Annotated in this window: 24 protein-coding genes; 9 read left to right on the top strand and 15 right to left on the bottom strand. The window is 74.0% G+C overall.

Annotation, left to right across the window (positions count from 1 at the left end; all coding sequences use genetic code 11):
* Positions 1-152 precede the first annotated feature (152 nt).
* Entirely contained in the window at positions 153-1013 is an 861-nt protein-coding gene (locus tag IE98_RS0138540; protein WP_052391519.1) for a 3-hydroxybutyryl-CoA dehydrogenase, read from the bottom strand.
* A gap of 196 nt (positions 1014-1209) precedes the next feature.
* Between IE98_RS0138540 and IE98_RS0138535 the strand changes: the two genes are divergently transcribed.
* On the top strand, positions 1210-3231 hold the full coding sequence (locus IE98_RS0138535; protein ID WP_030277001.1) for an NADPH-dependent 2,4-dienoyl-CoA reductase: 2022 nt from the start codon (positions 1210-1212) through the stop codon (positions 3229-3231).
* Between the two features lie 34 nt (positions 3232-3265).
* Here the strand turns inward: IE98_RS0138535 and IE98_RS0138530 are convergent, their stop codons facing one another.
* The 4 genes from IE98_RS0138530 to IE98_RS0138515 all read right to left on the bottom strand — a co-directional run bounded on the left by IE98_RS0138530 (position 3266) and on the right by IE98_RS0138515 (position 6877).
* The gene (locus tag IE98_RS0138530; RefSeq protein WP_030276999.1) at positions 3266-4114 is read right to left on the bottom strand and encodes a class II glutamine amidotransferase; all 849 of its coding nucleotides are present in this window, start codon (positions 4112-4114) and stop codon (positions 3266-3268) included.
* Between the two features lie 58 nt (positions 4115-4172).
* Positions 4173-4559, bottom strand: coding sequence for an STAS domain-containing protein (locus tag IE98_RS0138525; protein ID WP_052391518.1), 387 nt, complete (start codon positions 4557-4559; stop codon positions 4173-4175).
* Between the two features lie 285 nt (positions 4560-4844).
* Complete coding sequence (locus IE98_RS0138520; protein WP_030276994.1) at positions 4845-5399, bottom strand: TetR/AcrR family transcriptional regulator; 555 nt, start codon at positions 5397-5399, stop codon at positions 4845-4847.
* A complete protein-coding gene (locus IE98_RS0138515) occupies positions 5396-6877 on the bottom strand; it encodes an MFS transporter (protein ID WP_052391517.1) in 1482 nt (493 codons plus the stop codon). Before IE98_RS0138515 ends, IE98_RS0138520 begins: the two co-directional genes overlap by 4 nt.
* Positions 6878-7187: 310 nt before the next feature.
* Here IE98_RS0138515 and IE98_RS52420 point away from each other — a divergent pair, with 310 nt between their 5' ends.
* Positions 7188-7847, top strand: a complete 660-nt coding sequence (locus tag IE98_RS52420) for a transglycosylase family protein (RefSeq protein ID WP_030276990.1) — start codon at positions 7188-7190, stop codon at positions 7845-7847.
* A gap of 155 nt (positions 7848-8002) precedes the next feature.
* On the opposite strand, the gene IE98_RS0138505 is transcribed toward IE98_RS52420, so the two are convergent.
* Both IE98_RS0138505 and IE98_RS0138500 read right to left on the bottom strand, forming a co-directional pair.
* Entirely contained in the window at positions 8003-9157 is a 1155-nt protein-coding gene (locus IE98_RS0138505) for an FAD-dependent oxidoreductase (RefSeq protein WP_030276988.1), read from the bottom strand.
* Positions 9158-9238: 81 nt separating this feature from the next.
* Entirely contained in the window at positions 9239-9934 is a 696-nt protein-coding gene (locus IE98_RS0138500) for a TetR/AcrR family transcriptional regulator (RefSeq protein WP_030276986.1), read from the bottom strand.
* 143 nt (positions 9935-10077) lie between these two features.
* On the opposite strand from IE98_RS0138500, the gene IE98_RS0138495 reads away from it, so the two are divergent.
* From IE98_RS0138495 to IE98_RS0138485, 3 genes are all read left to right on the top strand, one after another.
* Entirely contained in the window at positions 10078-10419 is a 342-nt protein-coding gene (locus IE98_RS0138495) for a hypothetical protein (protein WP_030276984.1), read from the top strand.
* Between the two features lie 410 nt (positions 10420-10829).
* Positions 10830-12269, top strand: coding sequence for an APC family permease (locus IE98_RS0138490; RefSeq protein ID WP_052391516.1), 1440 nt, complete (start codon positions 10830-10832; stop codon positions 12267-12269).
* Positions 12270-12364: 95 nt separating this feature from the next.
* Complete coding sequence (locus IE98_RS0138485) at positions 12365-13477, top strand: ABC transporter substrate-binding protein (RefSeq protein WP_030276980.1); 1113 nt, start codon at positions 12365-12367, stop codon at positions 13475-13477.
* On the opposite strand, the gene IE98_RS43775 is transcribed toward IE98_RS0138485, so the two are convergent.
* Both IE98_RS43775 and IE98_RS0138475 read right to left on the bottom strand, forming a co-directional pair.
* On the bottom strand, positions 13465-13872 hold the full coding sequence (locus tag IE98_RS43775; protein ID WP_078661645.1) for an ankyrin repeat domain-containing protein: 408 nt from the start codon (positions 13870-13872) through the stop codon (positions 13465-13467). The genes IE98_RS0138485 and IE98_RS43775 overlap by 13 nt on opposite strands.
* Positions 13873-13950: 78 nt before the next feature.
* The gene (locus IE98_RS0138475; RefSeq protein WP_234443852.1) at positions 13951-14634 is read right to left on the bottom strand and encodes a class I SAM-dependent methyltransferase; all 684 of its coding nucleotides are present in this window, start codon (positions 14632-14634) and stop codon (positions 13951-13953) included.
* Between the two features lie 24 nt (positions 14635-14658).
* On the opposite strand from IE98_RS0138475, the gene IE98_RS0138470 reads away from it, so the two are divergent.
* Complete coding sequence (locus IE98_RS0138470) at positions 14659-15252, top strand: hypothetical protein (RefSeq protein WP_159401188.1); 594 nt, start codon at positions 14659-14661, stop codon at positions 15250-15252.
* A gap of 19 nt (positions 15253-15271) precedes the next feature.
* Here the strand turns inward: IE98_RS0138470 and IE98_RS0138465 are convergent, their stop codons facing one another.
* Positions 15272-15808, bottom strand: coding sequence for a GNAT family N-acetyltransferase (locus IE98_RS0138465; protein ID WP_030276972.1), 537 nt, complete (start codon positions 15806-15808; stop codon positions 15272-15274).
* A 123-nt stretch (positions 15809-15931) separates the two neighbouring features.
* On the opposite strand from IE98_RS0138465, the gene IE98_RS0138460 reads away from it, so the two are divergent.
* Together IE98_RS0138460 and IE98_RS0138455 are read left to right on the top strand one after the other, a co-directional pair.
* On the top strand, positions 15932-16540 hold the full coding sequence (locus tag IE98_RS0138460; protein ID WP_030276971.1) for a winged helix-turn-helix domain-containing protein: 609 nt from the start codon (positions 15932-15934) through the stop codon (positions 16538-16540).
* A gap of 40 nt (positions 16541-16580) precedes the next feature.
* A complete protein-coding gene (locus tag IE98_RS0138455; protein WP_052391513.1) occupies positions 16581-17867 on the top strand; it encodes an MFS transporter in 1287 nt (428 codons plus the stop codon).
* 138 nt (positions 17868-18005) lie between these two features.
* Here IE98_RS0138455 and IE98_RS0138450 read toward each other — a convergent pair whose 3' ends face one another.
* The 3 genes from IE98_RS0138450 to IE98_RS0138440 all read right to left on the bottom strand — a co-directional run bounded on the left by IE98_RS0138450 (position 18006) and on the right by IE98_RS0138440 (position 23031).
* Entirely contained in the window at positions 18006-19670 is a 1665-nt protein-coding gene (locus IE98_RS0138450; protein ID WP_078661644.1) for an alpha-amylase family glycosyl hydrolase, read from the bottom strand.
* Positions 19671-19927: 257 nt separating this feature from the next.
* The gene (locus tag IE98_RS0138445; protein WP_030276965.1) at positions 19928-20572 is read right to left on the bottom strand and encodes a DUF2993 domain-containing protein; all 645 of its coding nucleotides are present in this window, start codon (positions 20570-20572) and stop codon (positions 19928-19930) included.
* An 89-nt stretch (positions 20573-20661) separates the two neighbouring features.
* On the bottom strand, positions 20662-23031 hold the full coding sequence (locus IE98_RS0138440) for an MMPL family transporter (protein WP_234443851.1): 2370 nt from the start codon (positions 23029-23031) through the stop codon (positions 20662-20664).
* Between the two features lie 72 nt (positions 23032-23103).
* Between IE98_RS0138440 and IE98_RS0138435 the strand changes: the two genes are divergently transcribed.
* Positions 23104-23814, top strand: coding sequence for a TetR/AcrR family transcriptional regulator (locus IE98_RS0138435; protein ID WP_106976829.1), 711 nt, complete (start codon positions 23104-23106; stop codon positions 23812-23814).
* 145 nt (positions 23815-23959) lie between these two features.
* On the opposite strand, the gene IE98_RS0138430 is transcribed toward IE98_RS0138435, so the two are convergent.
* Together IE98_RS0138430 and IE98_RS51565 are read right to left on the bottom strand one after the other, a co-directional pair.
* Positions 23960-24265: a protease inhibitor I42 family protein gene (locus IE98_RS0138430; protein WP_078661643.1), complete on the bottom strand. Its 306-nt coding sequence runs from the start codon at positions 24263-24265 to the stop codon at positions 23960-23962.
* A 621-nt stretch (positions 24266-24886) separates the two neighbouring features.
* The gene (locus tag IE98_RS51565) at positions 24887-26440 is read right to left on the bottom strand and encodes a C1 family peptidase (protein WP_234443850.1); all 1554 of its coding nucleotides are present in this window, start codon (positions 26438-26440) and stop codon (positions 24887-24889) included.
* Positions 26441-26587: the final 147 nt, after the last annotated feature.

Here is a 26587-nt window from a genome sequence, read left to right as displayed (position 1 = left end):
GGCGATGATCTGGGACGTGAGGTCGTCCGGGCGGACGTCCTTCAGCGAGCCCTTGAAGGCCCGGCCGATCGGCGAACGGGCGGCGCTGACGATGACGGCCTCGGGCATGGTGGCCACTCCATTTCGTGGGTGCGGTGCGGGACGGTGCGGGGTCATGCGGTGTGGTCGTAGAAGCCGCGGCCGCTCTTCTCGCCGAGCAGGCCGGCGTCGACCATGCGCAGCAGCAGCGGCGGCGGGCTGTACAGGGGCTCCTTGAACTCCTCGTACATCGCCTCGGCGGCGGCCTGGACGGTGTCCAGGCCGACCAGGTCGGCCAGGCGCAGCGGGCCCATCGGGTGGGCGCAGCCGAGCACCATGCCGGTGTCGATGTCGTCGGCCGAGGCGAGGCCGGACTCCATCATCCGGACGGCCGACAGCAGGTAGGGGATCAGCAGGGCGTTCACCACGAAGCCGGCGCGGTCGCAGGCCCGGACGACGGTCTTGCCGAGCAGGTCGGTGGCGAGGTGTTCGGCCTGCCGGAGCGTGTCGTCCGAGGTGAGCAGGGAGGGGACGAGTTCGACGAGGCGGAGCACCGGTACGGGGTTGAAGAAGTGGATGCCGATCACCCGCTCGGGGCGGCGGGTGGCGGTGCCGAGTTTCATGATCGGGATGGAGGAGGTGTTGGAGGCGAGGACGGCGTCAGGTGCCTCCACGATGCGGTCCAGTGCGGCGAAGAGTTCGGTCTTGAGGGCTTCGTCCTCGGCCACGGCCTCCACGACCAGCTGCCGGTCGGCGAAGTCCTCGATGCGGGTGGTGAAGGTGAGTCGCGCGAGGGCGGTCTCGGCGTCCGCCGCGTCGAGCCGGCCGCGGGTGACGGCGCGCTGCATGGATGCGGCGATCCGCTGTCGGCCGCGGTCGGCGGCCTCGAGGCTGTGCTCGGCGATCAGCACGTCCAGGCCCGCACGGGCGCAGACCTCCGCGATGCCCGCGCCCATGAGGCCGCAGCCGACGACGCCGATTCGACTTGTTCCCATGCCGTTCCTCTCGAGATCGTGCCGCGCCGTTGCCCGGGTGGGACCCGGCGGTGGCTCGGTCCCGCGACCGTATGGCACTTGGTGCCGTCACGTAAAGGTACTCAGTGCCAAAGCGCTCACGTTTTGCACCCAGTTGCACAAGTGGCCCCCGGCGGTCTACAAAGGGCGCACGACGACCCCGCCCTGGAGGCCCCGGATGACCGCCTACCCCCGCCTGCTGAGCCCGCTCGACCTGGGCTTCACCACGCTGCCCAACCGGGTGGTCATGGGCTCGATGCACGTCGGCCTGGAGGAGGCGCCCGACGGCTTCGAGCGGATGGCCGCCTTCTACGCGGAGCGCGCCCGCGGCGGCGTCGGCCTGATCGTCACCGGCGGCATCGCCCCCAACGAGGCCGGCCGGCCGTGGGAGGGCGGCGCCATGCTGGCCACCGAGGAGGAGGCCGCCCGGCACCGGGTGGTCACCGACGCGGTGCACGCGGCCGGCGGCCGGATCGCCATGCAGATCCTGCACTTCGGCCGGTACGCCTACCACCAGGACCTGGTCGCGCCCAGCCCGCTCAAGGCGCCGATCAGCCCCTTCACCCCGAACGAGCTCACCGACGAGCAGATCGAGCGGACGATCGAGGACTTCGCCCGCTGCGCCGAGCTCGCCCGGGCGGCCGGCTACGACGGCGTCGAGATCATGGGCTCCGAGGGCTACCTGATCAACGAGTTCATCGCCGCCCCCACCAACCACCGCACCGACCGCTGGGGCGGCTCCTACGAGAACCGGATGCGCTTCCCGGTCGAGATCGTCCGCCGGGTCCGCGAGCGGGTCGGCGAGGACTTCATCCTCGTCTACCGGCTCTCCATGCTCGACCTCGTCCCCGGCGGTTCGACCCTCGCCGAGGTGGTGCAGCTCGCCAAGGCGGTCGAGGCCGCCGGCGCCACCATCATCAACACCGGCATCGGCTGGCACGAGGCCCGCATCCCCACCATCGCCACCTCGGTGCCGCGCGGCGCCTTCACCTGGGTGACCCGCAAGGTGATGGGCTCGGTCGGCATCCCGCTGGTCACCAGCAACCGCATCAACACCCCCGAGCTGGCCGAGCAGATCCTCGCCGACGGCCACGCCGACCTGATCTCGATGGCCCGGCCGCTGCTCGCCGACCCCGACTTCGTCGCCAAGGCCGCCGCCGGCACCCCCGAGGCCGTCAACACCTGCATCGGCTGCAACCAGGCCTGCCTGGACCACACCTTCAGCCTCAAGATCACCTCCTGCCTGGTCAACCCGCGGGCCTGCCACGAGACCGAGCTCGTCCTCTCCCCCACCGTGCTGCGCAAGCGGATCGGCGTGGTCGGCGCCGGCCCGGCCGGCCTCGCATTCGCCGTCTCCGCCGCCGAGCGCGGCCACGCCGTGACCCTCTACGACGCGGCCGACACCGTCGGCGGCCAGCTGAACGTCGCCCGCAAGGTGCCCGGCAAGCAGGAGTTCGACGAGACCGTCCGCTACTACCGCCACCAGCTGGACGCCCGCGGCGTCGAGCTGCGCCTGGGCACCACGGCGACCGCCGAGGCGCTCGCCTCCGAGGGCTACGACGAGATCGTCCTCGCCACCGGCGTCACCCCGCGCGTCCCGGAGATCGAGGGCGTCGACCACCCGAGCGTCGTCGGCTACCTGGACGTGCTCCGCGACGGGGCACCGGTCGGCGAGCGGGTCGCGATCCTCGGCGCCGGCGGCATCGGCTTCGACGTCGCCGAGTTCCTCACCGACCCGGGCGAGCAGGCCGCCCACAACGCCGACGTCTTCTTCGCCCAGTGGGGCGTGGACACCGACCACACCACCCCGGGCGGCCTCGCCGAGCCGGTGCGCAGCGCCTCCCCGCGCCGCGTCCACCTGCTGCAGCGCAAGACCGGCAAGGTCGGCGCCGGCCTCGGCAAGACCACCGGCTGGATCCACCGCACCGAGCTGAAGCACCGCGGCGTCACCACCGTCGCCGGCGCCACCTACACGCTGATCGACGACCGGGGGCTGCACTTCGAGCTCGACGGCGAGCCGCAGCTGCTGCCGGTCGACACCGTGGTGCTCTGCACCGGTCAGGAGCCGCGCCGCGACCTGCACGAGGAGCTGCGCGGGCTCGGCATCGAGGCGCACCTGATCGGCGGGGCCGACGTCGCCGCCGAGCTCGACGCCAAGCGCGCCATCGACCAGGGCACGCGCCTCGCCGCGGCGCTCTGACGGACGAGCGGTCGGGAACGCGGTCAGGAACGGGTCAGGGCACGAGCGGGCTGAACGTGTGCAGCTCGCCGTGCCCGTCCTCGACGACGCCGTAGGAGGACTCGGGCACCGCGTGCCAGGCGCCCTCCAGGTCACCGAGCGGCTCGGAGACCACGATCCGCGTACCGTCCGCGACCTCCTGCAGGGCCTCGATCTCCGGGTGGAGGGTGCGCAGGGTCCGGACGTCGGTGCTGAAGAACAGCGAGCGGGAGTGGCGCTCGGTGGAGTAGCGGAAGGCCCACAGCCGGTGGCCGTCGGAGACCGCGACGGTCATCTGCAGCGGGTCCGGGACGCCGTGGCGCTGCGCGACCGCCTCGATCGTGCCGATCATGCGCTCGACGGCGCGCGGCACGTCGTCCTGCAGGCCGAGGGTCAGCGCCACGTAGAACATCAGCTCCGAGTCGGTGGACCCCTCGATGAACGGGTACAGCGACGGGTCCACGGTGAGCGCCAGGTCGCGCTTGAGCTCCGGGAAGCCGCTGATCGCACCGTTGTGCATCCACAGCCAGCGGCCGTACCGGAAGGGGTGGCAGTTGCTCTGCTGCACGGCCGTTCCGGTGGAGGCCCGGATGTGCGCCAGGAAGAGCGGGGAGCGGACGCAGCGGGAGAGTTCGAGCAGGTTGCGGTCGCTCCAGGCCGGTCCGGTGGCGTGGAAGATCGCGGGCTCGGCGTCGTCCGTGCCGCCGCCGACGTCCGGGTACCAGCCGACGCCGCAGCCGTCGCCGTTGGTGGTCTCGACGCCCATCCGGGCGTGGCGGCTCTGGTCGATCAGGGAGTGCCGGGGCTTGTAGAGCAGCTCCGCCAGCGCGATCGGCGACCCGGAGTAGGCCAGCCATCTGCACATGTCCTCACCGTCCCCTCGCGGGCGCACCGGGCGGCCGGGCGGACCGGCCACGGACCCGTCACCCGCCTTCCACGGTAGGCGGGGCCGGACGGGCGGGCCCCCCGGACGGCGGAGCGGGGCGCAGGGTGAGGATCTCGTCGGTGCCGGTCACCGCCAGCAGCCTGCGCAGCTGGTCCGGCAGGTTCTCCAGCAGCAGGGTGCTGCCCCGGTCGCGGGCCTGCCGGTCGGCGTCCAGCAGCACGTTGAGTCCGCTGGAGTCGCAGAACGCCACGGCCGCGAGGTCGACCCGGACGGTCGGCGGCGAGCTGCGCGAGGCCCACGGCTGCCGCAGCGCGTCGGCCAGCCGCGGCGCGGTCTCGCGGTCGATCGTCCCCGCGACGCGCACCAGCGGGCCGCCGGCCTGGGCCAGCACCACGACCGTGAGGTGGGACGGTGTCCGGACCATCTCGGCATGCTCCCTCCGCCCCCCGTCACTCCACCGTAGGCCGCGCCGGCGGCCCGGGCCGTGCCACGCCGGGGACCTTGCGGTGGGGTCTGCCGACGTTGCCGTGCCGACGTTGCCGTGCGGACGTTGCGGTGCCGGGGTTGCGGTGCGGGCGCTGCGGCGCCGATGTCGCCGTGCCGGCGCTGCGGCGCCGACACGAGGGCCCCGGCGGGGGTTCGCCGGGGCCTGGCGTGGGGTGCCTCGGTCGGGCACCGCGGTCGGACGCCGTCGCTCAGGTGCCGTCGATCAGGTGCCGTCGATCAGCTGTTGCAGGGCCGGGGCGCAGAGGTCGGCGATCCGCTCGGGGGCGGTCCGCTCAGCGGCGCCGCCGTCCCGGTGGATGCTCAGCGTGGCGCCCAGCCCGAGCAGCTGTCCGAGGATCAGTTCGGCGCGCAACTCCGCCTCCGGGTCTTCGAGTCGGGCCGCGAGGCGGCGGGTGGCCTGGTCCCGGAACCGGTCCCTGATCAGCGTCCGCTCGTCGGCCATGCCGAGCGAGAGGACCACCCGCAGCAGCGGGTCAGTGCGGCGCTCCCGACGGACGCGGACCAGGGTGAGCACCAGGTGGCGGCCCAGCCGGTCGAGCGGGGCGTCGAGCAGCTCGTCGAGGTCCGCGGAGAAGTCCGCGGTCTGCGCGAAGAGTTCCTCCTTGCTGCCGAACAGCTTGACGATCAGCGAGGCGCTGACCTCGGCCTCGGCGGCGATGCCGCGCAGGGTGACCTGCGCGTACGGCTGGACGGCGAAGGCCCTGCGGGCGGCGCGCAGGATCGTCCGCCGGCTGCCGGTCGCTGCGGGGTCGGTCATGCCCGCTGCTCCCCGACCGCCGCGGGCGCCCGTCCGCCGGGCGCGGCCGCGCCGTCCGCCGGGCCGGTGGCCGCGGCGCGCTGCCGCCCTGGCAGGGCGAGGGTCACCAGCAGGGCCAGCACCGCGGCCGCGGCGGCGACCAGGAAGACCAACAGGTAGGCGTGGAGCGTCGGGGCGGTGCGGCCGCCGACCTGGAAGGTCAGGTTGGCGAGCACGGCGGCGACCACGGCGCTGCAGACGGCCTGGCCGAGCGAGCGCATCAGGGTGTTGAGGCCGTTCGCCGCACCCGTCTCGGAGGCCGGCACGGCCCGGATCACCAGGGCGGGCAGTGCGCTGTAGGCGATGGCGGTGCCGGCGGAGACCACCGTCGCCCCGGCGATGATCATCCACAGCTGGTGGCTGGTGAAGAACCGGACGACGTAGCCCACCGCCATCACGCCCGCCGCCACCGCGAGGGTGACCTTCGGGCCGAAGGCGGCGGAGATCCGGGCCGAGACCGGCGAGAGCGCCACCATCGACAGGCCGCCGGGCAGCAGGCACAGGCCGCTGACCACGATGGACGCGCCCAGCCCGTACCCGGTGCTCCTCGGCTCCTGCACCATCTGTGCGGTGACCAGCGAGTTGGCGTAGAAGGCGAAGCCGATCAGCAGGGCGGCCACGTTGGCGAGCAGCACCGCGGGACGGGCCGAGACCCGCACGTCCACCATCGGGCTGGAGTGGCGCAGTTCGTGGCGCAGCCAGAGCGGGGCGAGCACCACGGCGACGGCGATCAGGCCGAGGATGCGGCCGGAGGTCCAGCCCCACTGCGCGCCCTGGGTCACCGCGAGCAGCAGGGCCACCAACACGGCGGAGAGGCCGAGCGCACCCAGCACGTCGAAGCGTCCGGCGGTGCGCACCGGCGACTCGGGGACCTTCCACAGCACCAGTGCCATGTCCAGCAGCCCCAGGCCGGCGGACACCCAGAACATGGTGTGCCAGTCGGCGTGTTCGACGACCAGCGCGGCGGCCGGCAGGCCGACCGCGGCGCCGATGCCGAGCGTGGAGCTCATCAGCGCGACGGACGGGAGCACCCGGGCGGGCGGCAGTTCGTCGCGCATGATGCTGATGCCCAGCGGCACGACGGCCAGCGCGGCGCCCTGCAGGGCGCGGCCCGCGATCAGCACGCCGATGTGGGAGCTCACCGCGCACAGCGCCGAGCCGAGCACCAGCACGCCCAGCGAGGCGAGCAGTACGCGGCGCTTGCCGTACATGTCACCGATCCGGCCGAGCAGCGGCGTGCAGACGGCGCCGGTGAGCAGGGTGACGGTGACCAGCCAGCTGGCGGCGGTCGGGGTGCTGCCGGTCAGCTGCGGGACGTGCGGCAGCAGCGGGACGACCAGGGTCTGCATGACGGCCACCACGACGCCGCAGAAGGCGAGGACGGCGACGAGGTACGGGGGTGCGGAGGGTCCGGCGCCGGGTGGTTCGGTCTCGGTCATCGTGCTCCCTGATCGGCAGGCGGGGAGGGGTGTACGCGTGTTCATCCCTCAGGGTAAACGCCTGTGCACCCCGGCCTGTGGGCGGGGGTGCGGGTGGGGACCGCGGGGCCCGGCGGGTCGGCGGTTCCGGACCCGGCACGCCCGGCGGGCGGCCGGACGGGTGGGCGTGTGGGCCGAGCGGGGGCCGCTGCGGGGCCGGGCGGGTGATCCCGCCGCCGTGTCGGCCGCGGATCGGGGCGGGGGCCGTGTCTCGGTGGAAGGGCGGCGCCCGCGGGTGCCGCCGTCCTGTCCCCGAGGTCCGGAGTGCCCTGTGCCGTCCACCGAGTCGCTGCACCGCCGTGCGCTGCACCTGTTGCTGGCCGTCCTGAGTGCGGCAGGGGTCTGGGCCTGCACCGGGGGGGTCGGCCACGCCGACGCCGCGGCCGCGGCCCGCAGCGGGGGCGTCGACTGGGACCGGATCGCGGCCTGCGAGAGCGGTGGCCGCTGGCACCTCGCCACCGGCAACGGCTACTTCGGCGGCCTGCAGTTCGACCGGACCACCTGGCAGGCCAACGGCGGGACGGCCTTCGCACCGCGGGCCGACCTCGCCACCCGGGAGCAGCAGATCGCCGTCGCCGAGCGGCTGGCGGCCCGCCGCGGGCTGAAGCCGTGGCCGGTCTGCGGCGGCCGCGGGGCGGCACCGGGCGCGGCGTCGGCCGGGGCGCCACGGGTGGAGACGGCCGCGCCCGCACCGGCCGCCGAACCGGAGAGCACCGGACCGGAAGCCACCGAACCGGAGCCCGCCGACGCCGGCCCCGAGCTCCGGTGGACCGTCCAGGAGGGCGAGGACCTGGCCGGCATCGCGGAGGCCCACGGTGTCGCGGGCGGCTGGCAGGCCCTGCACGAACTGAACCGCGACGTCGTGGGCGACGACCCCGACCTCATCGTCCCCGGCCAGGTCCTCCGACTCGCCGACCAGGCGTCGGCTTGAGAGGGCGGTCGGGAGGAGCGCGCGGTTCTCCCCCCGGCCTTCGGGCGGGCGGTGACCCCGCGCGCCCCCTCCGAGGCATCCGTACGCCGCGGCTCCGGTGGCCGGACCGCCCCGAGGCATCACGTCGGACTCCCCCGTCGCGGACCGTCCGCGGGTCAGGCCGAGGCGCGGTAGCCGGCCATCCGCTCCAGCAGGCCCTGCGGGGCGTCGGCGGCGAAGCAGAGGTCGAGGTTGGCGGCGGACTCCGCGGCGGCGGACTCGCTCCGCGGGAAGAGCTCCCGCTCGTACGCGGCGAGGGCGGCCTCCGGGTCGCCGGGGTGGGCGGCGATCGCGGCGGCGAGCTCCGCGCCGTCCAGCATGGCGAGGTTGGCGCCCTCGCCGGCGAACGGGGACATCAGGTGGGCGGCGTCGCCGAGCAGGGTGACGCCGGGGGTGCGCGGCCAGCGGTGCCCGATCGGCAGGGCGTGGATCGGCCGCGGCACGAGGGCGCCCTCGGCGTCGGCGATCAGCGCGCGCAGCCGCGCGTCCCAGCCGTCGAAGTGCTGCAGGACCTCCGCCCGGGCGGCGTCGGTGTCGGCGAAGTCGACGCCGGCGGCCCAGTCCTCCGGCACCCGCAGGGCGGTGTAGCTGTGCACGGTGCCGTCGTTCTCGAGGTGGGTGAGCATGCCACGGTCGTCGCCGAGCGCGAACATCATGCCTCGGCCGGCGAGGCCGAGCGTGGCGGTGTGGGCGGCGGCGCTCGCGGGGAGGTCGGTCTCGACGAAGGAGATGCCGGCGTAGGCGGGGACGGCGGCGGAGACCAGCGGGCGGATCCGGGACCACGCGCCGTCCGCGCCGACCAGCAGGTCGGTGGTGAGGACGCCGCCGTCGGCGAGCCGCAGTTCGTGCCGCCCGTCACCGAGCGGCCGGGCGGCGGTCACCTTGGCGCCCCAGCGGACGGTGCCGGCGGGCAGCGAGTCGAGCAGGATACGGCGCAGGTCGTTGCGGTTGACCTCGGGCCGGTCGCCCTCGTCGCCCTCGTCGTCCGCCATCAGCACGGAGCCGTGCCGGTCGACGATGCGCATCGCCTGGCCGCCGGGGTGGACGATCGCGAGGAACTCCTCGTACAGACCGGCGGCGCGCAGCGCGACCTGCGCCGTGTCCTCGTGCAGGTCGAGCATGCCGCCCTGGTGGCGGGCGGTCGGCGAGGCGTCCAGGTCGAGGACGAGGGCGTCGATGCCGTGGACGTGCAGCACCCGGGCGAGGGTGAGGCCGCCGAGGCCGGCGCCGACGACGGTGATCGGGTGGTGGGTGGCGGTGGTGGTGGTCATGGCGGAACTCCTGAGGTGACGGGGGCCGGGCAGGGCGGACGAGGGCGGACGAGGGCGCGCGGCGGTTCGGCGCGCGGTCGTTCAGCGCGGGGTGTGCAGCGCGCCGTTGAGCAGGACGCGGAACCCCCAGGCGAGCCGCTGCTCGCCGGGGCCGGCGAGCAGTTCGGTGCCGAGCACGGCGAGGTGCGGGCGGGTGTCGGCGCCGGCGCCGCTCAGGGCGGTGGCGAGCGCGGCCCACTCCTCGGTGCGTGCGCCCTCGCCGCTCGGGGCGCCGCCGCGGGGGGCGTGCTCGGCGGCCGTGGCGGTGGCGAACTGGAGCAGCAGGTCGAGCACCCAGGCTGCCCGGTCACCGGGGACGCCGCCCTCGGCGAGCAGGGCGAGCACCGCCTCCACCAGGTCGAGGTAGCGCTCGCCTGAGGGGCGGGCGACCAGCGCGGACTGGGCGAGACCGGGGTGCGCGAAGAGCAGGTCGGTGTACGAGGTGAGGACCCGGACCAGGCGGTCCTGCCAGTCACCGGGGGTGGTGACGGGCGTGAGGTCGACGGAGCCGAGCAGGTCGTCGAGGACGGCGGCGTGCAGCTCGGCGGTGTTGCGGACGTACACGTACAGCGAGGCGGGGCCGGTGTCGAGCTCCTGCGCCAGGCGGCGCATGGTGACCCGCTGGAGGCCCTCGGATCGCATCAGCTCGACGGCCGTGGCGACGATCCCGGAGCGGCTCAGCGCCGGCTTGGCGGGACGTTCGCGGCGGCTGCGCGGGGCATCGGGGTGTGCGGTCATGCCTCCACTGTAACGAACATGTTCGTTACGAACAAGAACGTGACGAACATGTTCGTCCGGTTCTCGTGCCGGTCCGCTGCCGGTCCGCTTCGTTCGACCGGTTTCCACCGCCCCCACGGCCTCCCCCGGACTACGATCGGGCCATGGTCGCTCGCACGCCCGCCCGCGCGGACTCGCTGCTGTCGCTCTGGTCCAAGGACTCCGTACTGTCCATCGCCTCGACCGGTTCGGCGCTCTCGATCGGGTCCGTGGGCTCGGTGCTCTCCGTCGGCTCGGTCGGCAGCGCTCTCTCGGCCGGTTCGATCGGCTCCGCCCTCTCGCTCGTCTCGGTGGGCTCCTGGCTCAGCACCGGCTCGCTGCTCTCCGCCCGGTCGTGCTGGTCGGTGCTGTCCTGGCGCTCCTCCCGCGGGCTGATGGCCGCCGGCGCCGTCGCGGCCGTGGCCGGTACGGCCCTGCTCGCCGGCCGGCGAACCGCGCGCCACTGACCCGCCTGCCGCGTCACCGGCCGGCCCGCCCGAGCCGCTCCCCCGCCCGCCGCATCACCGGCCCGCCGCATCACCGGCCCGCCGCCCGGGACGCGCTCGGCGGCGAACTCGACGCGTGGATAGGGGAGGTGCGGGCGGTCGTCGACGGCCCGCGGCACGGGGAGCGGCGGCAAGGGCGCTGGCGGGGTGTCAGCAGAGTGTCAAAGGTCGGCGACTCTCCCTGCCAGGGTGGGCGATTGCCCCGGTCGGGCCGGGGCCCGAGACTCTAGGGACGTCGGCGGGCCGCCAGGGCCCGGCCGATCTTCCGGGGGGCCACCGCGCCGGCGACACCGCGTCGACGGCCGGCTGGGGCGCGCGCCCAGGCGACCCGGGCACCGTGAATCCGCCGGCCGACCCCCACCGAGGTGACGATGACCGCCCTGTCCCTGAGCAAGCCCAGGCGGGTGCGCCTGCTCCCGCTGGTCGCTCTGATCTTCTTCAGCGTCTCGGGCGGCGCGTACGGCATCGAGGAGCTGTTCTCCACCTCGGGGCCTGGCATCGCCCTCCTGCTGATCGTGGTGACCCCGCTGATCTACAGCGTTCCGCACGCGCTGGTCTGCGCCGAACTCGGCACCGCGATACCGGTCGAGGGCGGGTACTACCACTGGGTCAAGCGCGGCCTCGGCAGGTTCTGGGGCTTCCAGCAGGGCCTGCTCCAGTGGATCTGCAGCTTTGTCGACATGGCGCTGTACCCGGTGCTCTTCACCAGCTACCTGCAGAGCGTCGCGGGCTTCGTCGCCCCGGGCCGGCACGTGCTGTTCCGGCTGGGCCACCTGCAGTTCGACCTGAACTGGTTCATCTGCCTCGCCGTGATCGCCGTCTTCACCCTGCTCAACCTGCTCGGCGCCGGCTGGGTCGGCGAGTCCTCGGTGGCCTTCGCCGCCATCTGCCTGACGCCCATGCTGATCCTCACCGTCGTCGGCGCCGCCCGGCTGATCGGCGACGGCACCAACCCGGTCTCCACCGCCACGGCCACGACCGACCAGTCCGCCTGGACGGCCTTCGGCGCCGGCCTGTTCATCGTGATGTGGAACTACTCCGGCTGGGACAGCGTGTCCAACGTCGCCGGGGAGATGGAGGATCCGCGCAAGCACCTCCCCAGGGCGCTGGCGGTCTCGGTCGTCCTCATCATGGTCGGATACCTGCTGCCGTCGATCGCAGCCCTGGCCACCGGCGCCGACGGGGAGGCCGGCTGGCGGGGCTGGGAGGCCGGCTCGTTCTCCGAGGTCGCCCGCGAACTCGCCGGGCCCTGGCTCCAGTTGTCGGTCACCGTCGGCGGCATGTTCGCCGCCGTCGCGATGTTCTCCGCCCTACTGGCCTCCAACTCGCGGCTGCCGCTGGTCCTCGCGCAGGACGGCTACTTCCCCCAGTGGATGGCCAAGGAGGGCCGGCGCTACCGGGCGCCCGTCGTCTCCATCGTCGGCTCCGCCGCCGTCTACGCGCTGTTCTGCCTCAGCAGCTTCGCCAACCTGGTGATCTTCGACGTCTTCCTCACCAACATCGGCATCCTGCTGGAGGTCGCCGCCCTGATCGCCCTGCGGGTCCGCGAACCCGAACTGGAGCGCCCGTACCGCGTCCCCGGCGGGATGTTCGGCATCGCCGGCATCGTGGTCTGCCTGCTCGGCATCTCGGTCTGGGCCGCCTGGCAGCAGTACCTGGAGAGCGGAACCCAGGCGGTGACGTACGGCGTGGTCGTCGTCGCCGGCTCGTTCCTGCTCTACTTTCCGCTCGCCCGGCTCCGGGACCGCCGGCTCCGGCTCGCCGCGGCGGACGTGCCGCCCGAGCCCGCCGGCGTGTCGACGGCCGTCTGAGGCCGACCCGGCGACCCGGCCCACCGGCCACCGCCCGGTCCCGGCGGCGGGTAGCCTGCCCGGATGACGGACCGTCACCCGGGAGACGCCCACGCATGAGTACGCCGGCATCGTCACGTGAACCGGAGCGGACCGACGGACCGCCCGTCCGGATCGGCGCCCTCGTCCCGCTGACCCGGCCCGGCTGGGTCGAGGCGGGCCGGCACCTGCTCGCCGGGCTGGAGCTGGCCGCGCAGGAGGCCAACGACTCCGGCGGGATCGCCGGAAGGCCGCTCGAACTGCTCGTCCGGAACACCGCCGCCGACCCGCAGCGGGCCGCGGCGGCCGTGGACGAACTGGGCCGCCTGGGCGTGGCCGCCCTCGCGGGCGAGTACCACAGCGTCGTCGCCCGCGCCGCCGCGGCCAGGGCCGACGCCTTGGGCCTGCCGTTCCTCTGCTCGTCCGCCGTCCTCGACGCGCTCACCGAGCAGCCGGCCGACGTCGTCGCCCGACTCGCCCCGGCGCAGTCCCACGGCTGGCGGATCTACGCCGACTTCCTCGTCGGCGCCGGCCACCGGAGGATCGCCGTGGCCACCGAACCGAGCGTCTACTGGGCGACCGGCACCGGCATCCTCCGGGACCATCTCGCCGCACACGGGGGGACGGTCGTCGGGTGCGACATGCGGGCGCTCTCCCCCGCGGACCTGTGCGGGCAACTCGCCGACTCGGGCGCCACGGCGCTCCTCCTCCTGGTCGGCAGTCCTGAACCGGCGGTGCCGATCGTCCGGGCCGTCCGCCGCGACCCGCGCCTCGCCGGGTTCCTGATCGGCGCTCCGGCCGGGCAGCCCGAGTTCGCCGACTGGGCGGCGCTGCTGGGCGATGACGGTGCCGCGATCCCGTTCCTGCGCTACCTGCCCGAACGGCTCGGCCCGCTCGGCACCCGTGTCGGGGCGGCCCTCCGCGAACGACTGGGCGAGGCACCCTCCTTCGTCGCCTTCGAGGGCTACGACACGATCGCCGTCCTGACCGAGGTGCTGCGCACCCACGGCACCGGGCGGACCGGCGTCTCCGGATCCTGGCCGCACGTCGCCGTCGAAGGCACCCGCGGAACGATCCGGTTCTCCCGGGTGCCGGGCATCGGCGTACGGCAGTGGGCCTGGCCGCCGGTCCAGGTCGTCGACCGGGACCCGGCGGCGCCCGACCGCTTCCGGGTCCTTCACTCAGGCTGAGGGCTCCCAGCCCCGGCGCATTGGGCCTCGCGGCCGCGCAGACGGCGGACCGTCTCCGCCAGACCGAAGCCCTCGGCCCATTCGAGCGCCGTCCGGCCCCTCGTCCGGGCCTCGATGTCGGCCCCTGCGTCCAGCAGCAGGTCGACGGTGGACGGGTGGCCGTACCGGCCCGCCGTCGCGGCCAGGACGAGGGGCAGGTGGCCGAGCCGGTTCCGGGCATCGGGGTGGACACCGGCCTCCAGCAGCACCCGGACGACGGCGGTGTGCCCGGACGCCGCCGCCGAGCAGAGCGGGGTCGTCTCGCGGTACTCACCGATCGGCTGCTCCGGGTCGGCCCCGGCCGCCAACAGCCGGGCCACCTCGGCGGCGTGGCCCCGGCGGACGGCCTGCTCCAGTGCCCCCCCGGTACGGCGCCGGTCGAGCGCCCCTCTGCCGGCGCAGCGGTGCCGGCGTCCGTGCGGGGATCCACGTCGTCAGCCGTTCCGCCACACGAGCGTGTAGCGCCAGAAGAGCCGCCGCCGCAGCCGGGCACCGGGGAGGACGGTACGGGCCTCGGTGGCGATCCGGTGGAAGGTCGTCTCCGCTGCCCGGGTCGGAGCCGTCATCGCCACCGGGCGCGGGGCGGGCCGTCCCCGGTTCTTCAGGTAGCCCGTCAGGGCGTTGAGCGGGACGGCCGCGAGGCCGAGCAGGTGGTCCACCGGGGTGTCGGCGCGGGACAGGCCGACGATCACCAGTGCCCCGCCGGGCGCGAGGCGTCGGCGGAACTCGGCGAGCGCCTCGGCGAACGGCAGGTGGTGCACGGTGGCCACGCAGGTCACGACGTCGTACGGGCCGGCCGGAAGCCCCGTCGTGGCATCGGCGACGGTGAAGACCACCCGCGCCGCCGGCGGAGTCGGCTGCCGGGCCCGCTCGGTGATCGCCGGATCCGCGTCCACCCCGACCACCTGCTCCGCCCGGCCCGCCAGCAGCCGCGCGAGGTCGCCGGCGCCGGAGCCGACGTCAAGCGCGCGGTCGAAGCGCCTCGGCAGCTGCCGCAGTATCCAGCGGTGGTAGTGGGCGTTGAGGGGCGACGCCCGCGCCCGGAGGGCCTCCCGGGCGGTGTCTCCGCCCTTCGTCCACGGCCGGATCCGGTGCAGCGGGCGGCCGGTACGATGCACGCCGGACGACTGGGGGGAGCCGCGGTGTACTGGGCCGGGTTGGCGTTGTGCGTGCTGTTCGGTGGCGAGTTGGGGGCGGTGGCCGCGGGGATCGCGGACACCAGTGTGCCGATGATCGTGATCAGCGCGAACCTGGCGCCGTGGACGGCGATGCTCGGTTTCGCGTTGCTGCTCGCGGGCCGCCGGCGACGGGAGGAGGTCGCGGCGGGACCGGTGCGGACGGAGGCTGCGATGGCCCGGATCGAGTCGTCCCGGGCAGTCGGCGAAGGTCCGGAGATCCCGCTGCAGCTGGACCTGACGGTGGCGCCGACGGGCAGCTCCGCGTACCGCGCGCACGCCACCGCGGTGGTGAACCTGATGGACCTGGACGACTACCGGGCGGGCCGGACGGTCGTGGTCGACCACGACCCGGAGCGGCCGTGGGACGTACGGGTCCGCCGGCGGCCGGGCGCGGAGTTCGCCGGCAGGATCGCCCTCGCCAAGATCGACACCGCCCCGGTGGAGACCCGGCGCAGCGCCCCGTCCGGCGCCGGGGGTCGGGGCGGCATCAGGCTCGGCCTGCTCGCCGCCCTCGCCGGCGCACTGCTCTCGCTGGTGCCGTTCCACGGCTCCTATTAGGGAGCGTGTTCGGTTGTGATCAAGCGGTGGTCCCCGGGGTGCGCATGCCGAGCCACTGTTCGGCGCCCCAGGCCTCGAACCGCTCGACCTCGGTGAAGCCCAGCTTGGCCGCGAGACGCATCGAGCCGAGGTTGGCGGTCTGGGTGGTGAGCACCACGGGCTCGCCGGGGAGGGCGTCGGCGAGCCAGCCGAGTGCCGCCGTGCACGCCTCGGTGGCGTATCCGCGTCCCCACGCGTGCGGCAGGAAGAGGTAGCCGAGGTCGGCCTTGCCCGCGGCGGCCGGGCGGCGGTGCTCCGTCGCCCTCCTGAGCAGGATCTGGCCGATCATCGCCCCGTCGAGGTCGACGACGAAGCTCCCGGGCCGGCGCTCCGGCACCTCGGGCGTCTCACGCTCCAGCTCGTCCCGCGCCCGGGGACCGCCGAGGTGGGTGTGCACCTCCGGTGAGGCGAGCAGTTCGATGAACGCCGCACGGTCCCGCGCCTCCGCCCCGCGCAGGACGAGCCGCTCGGTGCCGATCGGCGCGGGCGGCCAGGCCACCGGTCCGGGATCTCCCATCCCCGCACCCTAACAGGCAGTCAGAACACCGGGCGGGGGCCGCCGCACGGTCGTGGCCGGCGGTCGCCACAGATGCAAAGACTTCGTTGCAAAGAAATGGTGGCAATCGCTAGGGTGCCGTTCATGACGGAACCTCAGCCCGCCGTGCGCAGCCTCGACGCCCGTTCCCTGCGCGGTCTCGCGCATCCGCTGCGGATGCAGCTGCTCGCCGCGCTGCGGCAGGGCGGCCCGTCGACGGCGACGAAGCTGGCCGCCCGGCTCGGCGAGTCGTCCGCCTCGGTCAGCTACCACCTGCGGCAGCTCGGCGTGCACGGCTTCATCGCGGAGGACCCGGGACTCGGCACGGCCCGTGAGCGCTGGTGGCGGGCCGAGCACCGCGGCCACCGGTTCGACCGGCTGGAGGACTTCCTGGAGAACCCCGACCCCGAGGTGCGCGGCGCGATGGACGTGTTCCTCAAGGAGGTGGCAGCCGTCCACGCCCGGGAGCTGGGCGAGTGGCTCGCCAGTACCGCTGAGTGGCCCGAGGAGTGGCGCCGCAGCTGGGACATGAGCGACTTCACCCTGCACCTGACGCCCGAGCTCGCGCGGGAGTTCGCCGCCCGGGCGCACGAACTCGTGCAGAGCTTCCGCGACCGGGCCGCCGACGAGGACGGGGCCGTCGCGGCCCGCGTCCACCTGCACGCCTTCCCCCTCCCGAGAGCCGACGTCGACGAGCCGACCCCCAAGCACTGAGCCCGAGGAACCGACCCCGCCGAACGTCCGGAGGACGCCCATGACCGTCGCCGCCCGCTCCCGGGCCGACGAGGACCGTACCGTCCCGGACCGGCGGCCCCTGGGCGCCCTGCTGACCGCGAACCTCGTCTCGATCACCGGCAACGCCCTCGCCGGCATCGGCGTGCCGTGGTTCGTCCTGCAGACCACCGGCAGCGCCTCCCGGGCGGGCCTGGTGGCCTTCTGCCAGATGCTGCCGCTGGCGGTGTCGGCGCTCGCCGGCGGACCGGTGATCGACCGGATCGGACGGCTGCGCGCGTCGGTGCTGTCGGACGTGGTGTGCGGCACGGCCGTCGGGCTGGTCCCGGTCCTCCAGTGGGCCGGGGCCCTGCGGTTCTGGCAGCTGTGCGTGCTGATGGCGCTGAACGGGCTGTTCCAGGCACCGGGCGAGACGGCACGTCAGGTGCTCACGCCGGACCTCGCCGACCGTGCCGGCGTGCCGCTCGCCCGGGCCATGAGCCTGTACACCGGTGCGTCCCGGGGGGCACGGCTGGTGGGAGCGACGGCCGCCGGTGTGCTGATCGCCCTGTTCGGGGCCGGGCCGGTGCTGCTCCTGGACACGGCGACCTTCGGCGTCTCGGCGCTCCTGGTCGCCCTCGGTGTCCGGCACGTCCCCGCCGCCGCTCCCCGACGGGACGGGCCGCCCGCGAGTCTGCGCGGGTACCGCGACGACCTGCGCGAGGGTCTGGTCTTCCTGCTCCGTCGGCGGCTGCTGCTCGCGTTCACCGCCGTGCTCATGGTCACCAACGGGCTGGACCAGGGATGGCGGTCGGTCCTGCTGCCGGTGCACGCCGGACGCGACCTCGGCGGGTCGGTCGACCTTGGCCTGCTCGCCGGGCTGTTCGCGGCGGGCGCGCTCGGCGGCTCGCTGCTGCACGCGGTGCTGGGGCCGCGGCTCCCCCGCTGGTCGCTGTACGCCGGCTGTCTCCTCGTGAGCGGCAGCCCGCGGATGCTGGTCGCGGCGTTCGCGCCCGGCCTGCTGCCCCTGGGCGTCACGCTGGCCGTCGCCGGCGTCGCCTCCGGGATCCTCAACACGATCGTCTCCACCGTGCTGTACGAGCTGGTGCCCGACGCCCTGCGCAGCCGCGTGACGGGCGTCCTGGCGGCCGGCGTGCTGCTGGCGACCCCGGTCGGCGGCCTCGCCTGCGGCTACCTGGTGGACCGGGCGGGGCTGACGGCGGCCCTCGTGCTCCTCGGCGGAACGTACCTGCTGATCACGCTCTGCCCGCTGGTCTTCCCCGTCTGGCGCCGGATGGACAGCACCGGCGACGCCGCCGCACGGTCGTAGACGGCTCGGCGGGGGCGCGGTTCGGGTCGGGTTCGCCGTGCGGACGAGGGCCGCTCGGTCGCGCCGGGGCTGCCCCTCCCGGACCACGCGGTCCTCACCGCGATGCGGCCGGGAGGGTGCCCCCGCTCCCCGGCGGTGTCAGGTGCGGAGGTCGAAGACGCCGTAGGAGAAGCCCTCGGCGCGGATCCGGGAGCCGTCGAGGGTGACCCGGTCGACCTCCAGGGGGTGGGCGCCGGCCGGGGCGGTGCCGGGTGCGAGGTCGGCCTCGGCGGGATCGCGCCGCGGGTTGACCACCACCAGGTGGGTGCCGCCGCGGAGGTAGACGAACGGATAGCCGCTGTGCAGGACTTCGACTCCGGCGCCGGTGCCCAGGGCGGGGTGGGCGCGGCGCAGCGCGACCAGGCGCCGGACGCGGTGGAACAGGGAGCCCGGGTCGGCCAGGGCCGCGGCGACGGTGGGGCGGTCCTCGGCCGGGTCGACCGGCAGGTAGAGGCGGTCGGCGGGGGCGGTGGAGAAGCCGGCGTTGGGGCCGTCGTCCCACTGCATGGGGGTGCGGGAGCCCTGGCGGACCTGGCCGTCGCCGAGCTGCGCGCCCTCCTTGTCGGGGGTGCCGGGCACGTACCGCATGCCGATCTCGTCGCCGTAGTAGATGGTCGGCAGCGTGGGCCAGGTGAGCTGGAAGGCGAAGGCGGGGGCGGTCATGTCGCGGGTGCGGGTGCCGCAGGCGAGCCGGGAGAAGTCGTGGTTGGCGGTGGGCAGGGCGACGTGGCCGGTGCCAGCGACGGCGGCGGACGCGGCCTGCCAGGCGGCGAGGAAGGGTTCCATGCTGCCGCCGCCCTCCGGGGCGAAGAAGCACGGGGCGGTGCCCCAGTCGGCGCGGTGGCTGCCCTGGGCATTGCCCCAGAGCGAGCGGAGCGCGTCACCGACGAAGTGCAGGAAGAAGTCGGCGTGGAAGCCGGCGGGCACGGAGACGGCCGGGTCGCCCCACTCGGCGATGAGCGCGCAGTCGGGGTGGTTGGAGTCGATCCACTCGCGCATCTCGGTCCAGAGTTTGCCGGTCTCGGCGAGCCCGGGGTCGTCCTTGACCAGGGAGAAGGCCATGTCGACGCGGAAGCCGGAGATGCCGCGGTCGAACCAGTACGCCATGATCTCGCGCAGGGCGGCCCGGTTGGCCTGCGGGCCGGGGGCGTCCACGCCCTGCCGCCAGGGCTCGTCGGGGTGGGGCCGGGCGTAGCCGAAGTTGAGGGCGGGCTGCACGGGATAGAAGTTGGCGAGGTAGTAGCCGTCGCGGGCGCCGGGGGCGGGGATCCAGTGCGAGACGGGGGTGCCGATCCGGTCGGACCAGATGTAGCGGTCGTCGTCGGGGTCGGCGGCCGAGGCGGTGAACCAGGGGTGCCGGTGCGAGGTGTGACCGGCCACCAGGTCGAGCATGACGCGGATTCCGCGGCGCCGGGCCTCGGCGACCAGGCGGACGAGGTCGTCGTTGGTGCCGTAGCGCGGGGCGACGGTGAGGTAGTCGGCGACGTCGTAGCCGGCGTCGCCGAAGGGCGAGGTGAAGCAGGGGCTGAACCAGACCACGTCGACGCCGAGCTGCGCCAGGTGGTCGAGGCGGCTCAGCACGCCGGGGAAGTCGCCGATGCCGTCACCGTCGGAGTCGGCGAAGGTCTGCGGGTAGATCTGGTAGATCACGGCGTCGGCGAGCCAGGCCGGGGTGCGGCGGCCGGGCGGCTCGGGAGCGGGCCGGTGCGGCGCATCCGGCTGCGTCGGACCTGTCGGCGGGGTCGGCTGTGTCGGCGGGGTCATCGGAGGCGGTTCTCCTTCGGCGACGGCGAGCAGGGGCCTGGAGGGCATGCTGCCAGGCCCCTACCCCTCGGGCCCGCGCGGAACGCGGCCGCGTCGGGAGACGGGTGCCGAACCGGACACCCGGCCGCCACCGGACGTGTCGCCACCGGACGTACCCGGCCGCCGCCGGACGGACCGGGCCGGGGTCGGCGGGTCCGTCCGGCGAAAGGTCCGTCCGGCGAAAGGTCCGTCCGGCGAAGGGTCCGTCCGGTGGCGGTTCAGGTGAGGGTGGTGCGGTCCGCGCGGGCGTGGACGGTGAGACCGTCTGCGTCCACCGAGACGCTGCTCGCGGCCAGGCCGATCGGCAGCTGGGGCAGGGTGCGGTCGCGCTGCTGGAAGACCGCGGCGAAGCGGGTGTCCGCCGGGTCGAGCGGGCGGCCCGCCAGGGTCGCGGTGACCGGCCGGACGGTCACCGTGTGCCCGCTGAGCCCGACGTCGGCGGTGACGTCCAGCGGCAGGCCGAGCACGCTGCGGGCGAGGTGAAGCCGGCCGTGGTCGGCGGTCACCTCGGAGCCCGGGCCGAGGGACGAGGCCAGCGCGTCGAACGGGACGGTGAACCGTGCATCGGCCCCGGCCGCGGTGTAGTGGCCGGACCGTTCCGAGACGTCCCGCAGGTCGACCCGGGCCGTCACCGGGAGACCGCCGGTGGCATGGGCGTCGGCCCGGACGGACACCGCGGGAAAGGTTCCGCGGGCCGCCTCCAGCAGGAAGGGAAAGCCCTCGACGGTCACCTCCGGCGTGCCGACCACCGCTGGCTGCCGGGCGGCGACCCGGTGGGCGAGCCGGTCCTCGGCGGCGCCGGCGGCGACCCGGTCGGTGCCGAGGGCCGCGGCGGCGAGGCCCGCCAGGGCGGCGAGGGCCACCCACCGCGGACGGATCAGGCCCCGCGTGCCCGCCTGCCGCGGGCGCCGCGCCGGTGCCGGGGTGCGGCGCCCGACCGCCGCCGGGGGCGTCACGGTGCACCCGCCGCAGTGGGCACGGCGTCCTCCGCGGCCGCGACCGGCCGGTCCTGGGAGTCCGACCGGTCCTGGTAATCCGGCCCCGCGTCGGCGGGCCGTTCGGCGCGTACGGTCGGTCCCGCGTCCGCTGCCGCGGGTTCCTCCGTACCGTCGCCCTCGATGTCGATGTGCGGCAGCAGCGCGTCCAGGCGGCGCGGGAGCCACCAGTTGCCGCGGCCGAGCAGCACCATCGTGGAGGGCACCAGGATGCCGCGCACCACCGTGGCGTCCAGGGCGACGGCCGTGGCCAGGCCGATGCCGAACATCTTCACCACGGGGTCGTCCGAGAGCAGGTAGCTCAGGAAGACGCTGACCATGATCAGTGCGGCCGAGCTGATGATCCGTCCGGTGCCGCCGAGACCCTCGACGACGGCGCGGCGGTTGTCGCGGTGCCTGAGGTAGGCGGTACGGACGGCGGTCAGCAGGAAGACCTCGTAGTCCATGGAGAGTCCGAACAGCACCGCGAACATCAGCAGCGGCACGTAGCCGGGGATCGCCACCGGGCCGTCGAGGCCGAGCAGTCCGGCGCCGTGGCCCTGCTGGAAGACGGCGGTGAGCACGCCGTAGGCGGCGCCGACGGAGACCAGGTTCATCACGGCGGCCTTCACGGCGACGACCGGGGCGCGGAAGGCGAGCAGCAGCAGGACCCCGGCGATGGCGAGGACGAAGCCGACGACCAGCGGCATCCGGTGGGCCAGCCGGTCGTTGAGGTCGGCCTGGGCGGCGGGCGTGCCGCCGACGTGGAGGGTGTCGCCCGGACCGGCGACGGCGGGCAGGGTCCCGCTGCGCAGCCGGTCGACGAGGTGGGCGGTGGCCGGGTCGGAGGGCGCGGTGGACGGAGTGACCTGCCAGCGGACGGAGCGCCGGTCGGTGGAGAGCTGCGGCTGCCCGGCGGCGGCCACGCCCGGGGTGCCCTGCAGGGCCTTGGTCACGGCGGCGATGCGGTCGTCGGCGACGCCCTCGGCCGGGGTGGTGAGGGTGTCGGTGACCTGGAGGGCGCCGTTGATGCCCGGGCCGAAGGCGGCGGCGAGCCGGTCGTAGGCGGTGCGGCTCGCGGAGCCGGTGGCGTTCGAGCCCGCGTCGAGCTGGCCGAAGGCGAGCTGGGCGGCGGGCAGCGCGAGGGCGCCGACCAGGAGGGTCGCGGCCACCAGGCAGCGCCAGGGGCGGGCCGCGACGACCTCGGCTGTCCGTCCCCAGCCGCGCGGGCCGGCCTGTTCCGCCTTCGCGGCGCGCCGGGGCCGCGCGGCGAGCCGGGGCCGCGCGGCGAGCCGGGGACCGAGCAGGACGAGGACGGCGGGCAGCAGGGTCAGGTTGATGCCGACGGCGACCAGGACGGCGATGCCGGGGGCGAGCGCCAGGGCGTACAGCAGCGGGATGCCGCCGAGGGCGAGGCCGGCGAGTGCGGCCACGACGGCGCTGCCCGCGAAGGCGACCGCCTTGCCGGATCCCGCCGTGGTGCGGACGGCGGCCTCCACGCGGTCGACCCCGGCGGCGAGGAGCTCGCGGAAGCGGGTGAGTCCGAAGAGCGTGTAGTCGATGCCGACGCCGAGGCCGATCATCGCGGCGATGGTCTCGCCGGAGGAGGGCATGTCGACCAGGTGGCCGACCAGCCCGAGCACCGAGAGCGAGATGCCGAGGCCGAGACCGCCGGCGAGCAGCGGGAGGCCGGCCGCGACCAGGCCGCTGAAGGTGAGGGCGAGGACGACGAAGGCGGCGGCGAGGCCGATCGCCTCGCTGTGGCCGGTGGAGCCCTTGTCGACGGCCGCGGCGAGGAAGCCGCCGGGGGTGACCTCGATGCCGGCCGCGGTGGCGGGCGCGGCGGCCGCGGTGATCCGGTCGGTGATCCCGGGGGTGATCTCGCGGCCGGTGACGTCGAGTTCGACCGAGAGGTAGCCGGTACGGCCGTCGGCGGAGATCGCCTTGGCGCCGGCCGGGTCGTACGGGGTGGTGACGGCCACGACGTGGTCGACCCGGGCGATCGCGGCGGCCGCCTGCTTCACGGCCTCGGTGCTCGCGGGCGAGGTCAGCAGCGGTCCGTCGGCGGCGGTGTGCAGGACGAGCGGCTGGCGGCCGGAGGCCGAGCCGGTGAAGGCCGTGTCGCCGAGGTCACGGGCGGCCTGGCTGTCGCTGCCGGGGATGGACACCGCCTCGGTGGTGACGCTGCCCAGCGCGCCGACGGCGGCGAGGGCCGCGGCCAGGAGCAGCAGCCAGGCGGCGACCACGCGTTTCGGTCTGCGGGCGCACCAGCGCCCCACGGCGGTGAACATCGGCACACCGGCCTTCCGTACGGGGACGGGTGGCACCGGGCCCCCCGCCGAACTCATTGCACTCTCCGTGCAATCAGTACGTTGCACTGGCGGTGCAATAATGTCAACGTGACCGAAGGAGGCCCCGGCATGCCGCGCAACCCCGGCCCCGCACAGCCCGCGGACGACCGCACCGGACCGACCGCGGACACCCGCGCCGACGGCCCCGCGGACGGCCGCACCGAGCGCGGGCGGCTGACCCGCGAGAAGATCGCCGACGCGGTGCTCTCGCTGCTCGACGAGGGCCTGGTGCAGTTCCCCGCCGAACGGGTGGCCGAACGGGCCGGTGTGTCACGGCGCCTGGTGTTCCACCACTTCGCGGACATGGCGCAGCTGACCGACACCGCCGTCACCCGGCGGATCGACCAACTGCTCGCCCAGATCAAGCCGTTGCCCACCGACGGCCCGCGGGACGTCCGGGTCGCCGCGCTCGCCGAGCAGCGCGGCCGGATCCTGGAGTGGCTCACCCCGACCCGGCTGGCGATGCTGCGGCTGGAGAACCCGTCCGAGCGCGTCCAGCAGGCGGTGCGGATGATGCTGGACTACGGCCGGACCAGGATCTCCGAGGTCTTCGCCGCGGAGCTGGACCGGCTGCCCGAGGCCCGCCGCACGGACCTGCTCAACGCCCTGGACGCCGTGACCACCTGGAGCACCTGGCACCACTGGCGCAGCGCCGGCCTCGACGTGGACGCCGCCCGCCGCACCATGGCCACCGCCGTCCACGCCCTGCTCGCCGCCACCGACCGCCCGGAGACGGTCCCCGACCCCCCGGACACCGCTCCCGGTTCCGGTCCCGGCTGACCGACCGGCCCGTTCCCCCCGAGACGCCCGTCCGGCTCGGAACGCCGTGGCACGGGGCTCCTGTCGCTGCCACCTGGAGATCAACGGGGGCGGGCGCAGCCGGCCGGCCCGCGCCACGGACCGGCACGGTGGGCGGCCGCCGGATTCAGGAGGCGAACACGACGAGGACGGCTCGCCGTTCGATCGGTTCGGGATCCCACTGGCGTCGGAGTCCGAAACTGAGCCGGAGGGGTTCCGTACCGGACAGGTCGAGGCGGAATATTCGCATTCCTGCACCGCCTACCAGCCGCTCGGAGGAGCGGATTTCTTCGAAGATCGAACCGGTCACGCGGGCGCGATCGTTCTCGCCCTCGAGCTCCCAGCGATACCCGGTCGTCGGAGATTCCGGGAATACGATGTCGACCGATCCGTCGAGCGCAGTCACTTCAGAGGTCGGACCTTCGCGGGTCATCTTCCGCCTCCATCCGAGGCCTCATGCACCCCGCCTCCGTCCGGGAGGTTCGCCGTGTTTCCGCATCATGAGGCCGGTCGATCACTGAGTGACATCGCGAGGTGACCATGCTGTTGCGCTGTCACTTCAGGCGCCCCGGACCTCTGATGTCGCGCCATCCGAGAACACGGCGTTCCCTGCACCGAATGGCTCCTGGACCGCAGTCCTTTAGGGAAGCCTACATCCGGCACTGCGACGCATGCTTGCGTGGGCACTTCGAAAGGGGAACCTCGCCGGATCCGCCGGACCGGGGCCGCGGCCGGCGAAAAGGCCGGGCCTTCTGCGTGGCACTCGGTCAGCGTTGCGTCGCGGTCAGGCATGAGGGCCCACCGCTCACCGGTACGGATGTCGCGATCCATACCGGGCCGGTAGGCCCTCACTCTTTTCAAGGCCTCAGGACCGGAATCCAACAGCCGTGGAACACCCGGTCACCAGGCCGGTTCACTGATACCAGAAGTTGTCCCTGACGGTGCCGTTGATGCCGGTCCACCACAGCTCCATGCTGTTGGGGATGCCCGTTCCCGCCGACCCACCACAGCTCCATGCTGCCCGGAATGCGCGACACCGCCGAAATACCACCGGTCAGCGAGGCCGACCCGGCACCCGCCAGCTCGTAACGCTGCCACTGGCCCCCGTCGTACCAGTACGCGGCCTGCACCGAACCGTTCCCGCCGACCCACCACAGCTCCATGCTGCCCGGAATGCGCGACACCGCCGAGACACCGCCGGTGAGCGAGGCGCTCCCCTCTCGTACCAGTACGCGGCCTGCACCGAACCGTTCGCACCGGTCCACCACAGCTCCATGCTGTTGGGGATCCGGGACACCGCCGAAATACCACCGGCCGGCGAGGCCGACCCGGCACCCGCCAGCTCGTAGCGCTGCCACTGGCCGCCCTCGTACCAGTACGCGGCCTGCACCGAACCGTTCGCACCGGTCCACCACAGCTCCATGCTGTTGGGGATCCGGGACACCGCCGAAATACCACCGGTGAGCGAAGCGCTCCCCTCGGGAGCCAGCTCGTAGCGCTGCCACTGGCCGCCCTCGTACCAGTACGCGGCCTGCACCGAACCGTTCGCCCCGACCCACCACAGCTCCATGCTGCCCGGAATGCGCGACACCGCCGAAATACCACCGTTCCCGCCGACCCACCACAGCTCCATGCTGCCCGGAATGCGCGACACCGCCGAAATACCACCGGTCAGCGAGGCCGACCCGGCACCCGCCAGCTCGAATCCCTTCCATCCTCCCGGAACCAGGACTCCCTCGATTCCGAACATCGGGAATTGATTGAGCGAGCCGTCCGGGTCGCGGTCGGTGCTTGTTTCATCGATGCCGCACTCGCCGTATCCGATCCGGAAGAACCCGTTGTCCCCCCAGTTCTGGCCCCACGAGTTCTTCGCGATCCAACAACGATCGGCGTCCGAATATCCCACGATCTCCACGCAGTGGTAGCCGGCATGGCCGCCCGTCAGGTGCCGGTAGACTTCGCCGTGGAGAGGGAAGAAGTCGTCGTACACGTGGAAAACCCCGCACACAGGCCCACGGGACGCCAGCCACTGCTTCCGCTCCGCCATGGTCGTCAGCGTCGAGAGCCCGCTGGGCCGGTACAGCTGCTGGTCACGGTGGGGATCCACCCGGCAACTCGGGTTGCCTGCATTGTCGAACGCACTGACGTAAGGGAAGAGCGCTTCTGTCGTGATGCCGCGACGCTGCGCCTCACCGATGGCGTCCGAGGGCCACCAGCCCCCGCAGCTGGAACCGTGCGAGGAACAGAAATGAAGGTCGGCCTCGCTCAGATCGACCATTTCGCCTGCCGCGATGGATACCATCGACTCGGTGGTTGCACATACGCAGAAGGACACACACGAACCGCAGTTGAGCTGGTCCTTCACCGGGGAGACGTGGTTCCGGCCGCCCACATTGCGCCAGTCGAAGGCAGCGGGAACACCCGCGATCACCGTGGCAGCACGTGGCCGCGCGGCGATCTCCGCCAGGGCCTGCCGGTCGATCACCACACCGAGCAGCTGGCTCCGGGCTTCGTCGTCGAGGGATGTGATGTTGTTCTCGGACACGGTCCAATTGGCGTGCGAGCCCTTGATCAGATTCCGCAGTTCTTTCAGATCGGGCACAGGCATGGAGACTCCCTGGAGATCGAAGGTTTTCCGGTGCATTCGAGTACCGGATCGGCGCGAAGCGATGGCTCGACGCGCCCCGTTGAGTCGCCCGGCACCTCAGCCGCGAAATCGGCCGGTCCATTTGAAGGCGGTCCGTCGACGACCCAC

The organism is Streptomyces sp. NRRL B-24484, from assembly GCF_000717715.1.
Taxonomy (GTDB): Bacteria; Actinomycetota; Actinomycetes; order Streptomycetales; family Streptomycetaceae; genus Kitasatospora.
This window is presented reverse-complemented; position numbering and strand designations above follow the sequence as displayed.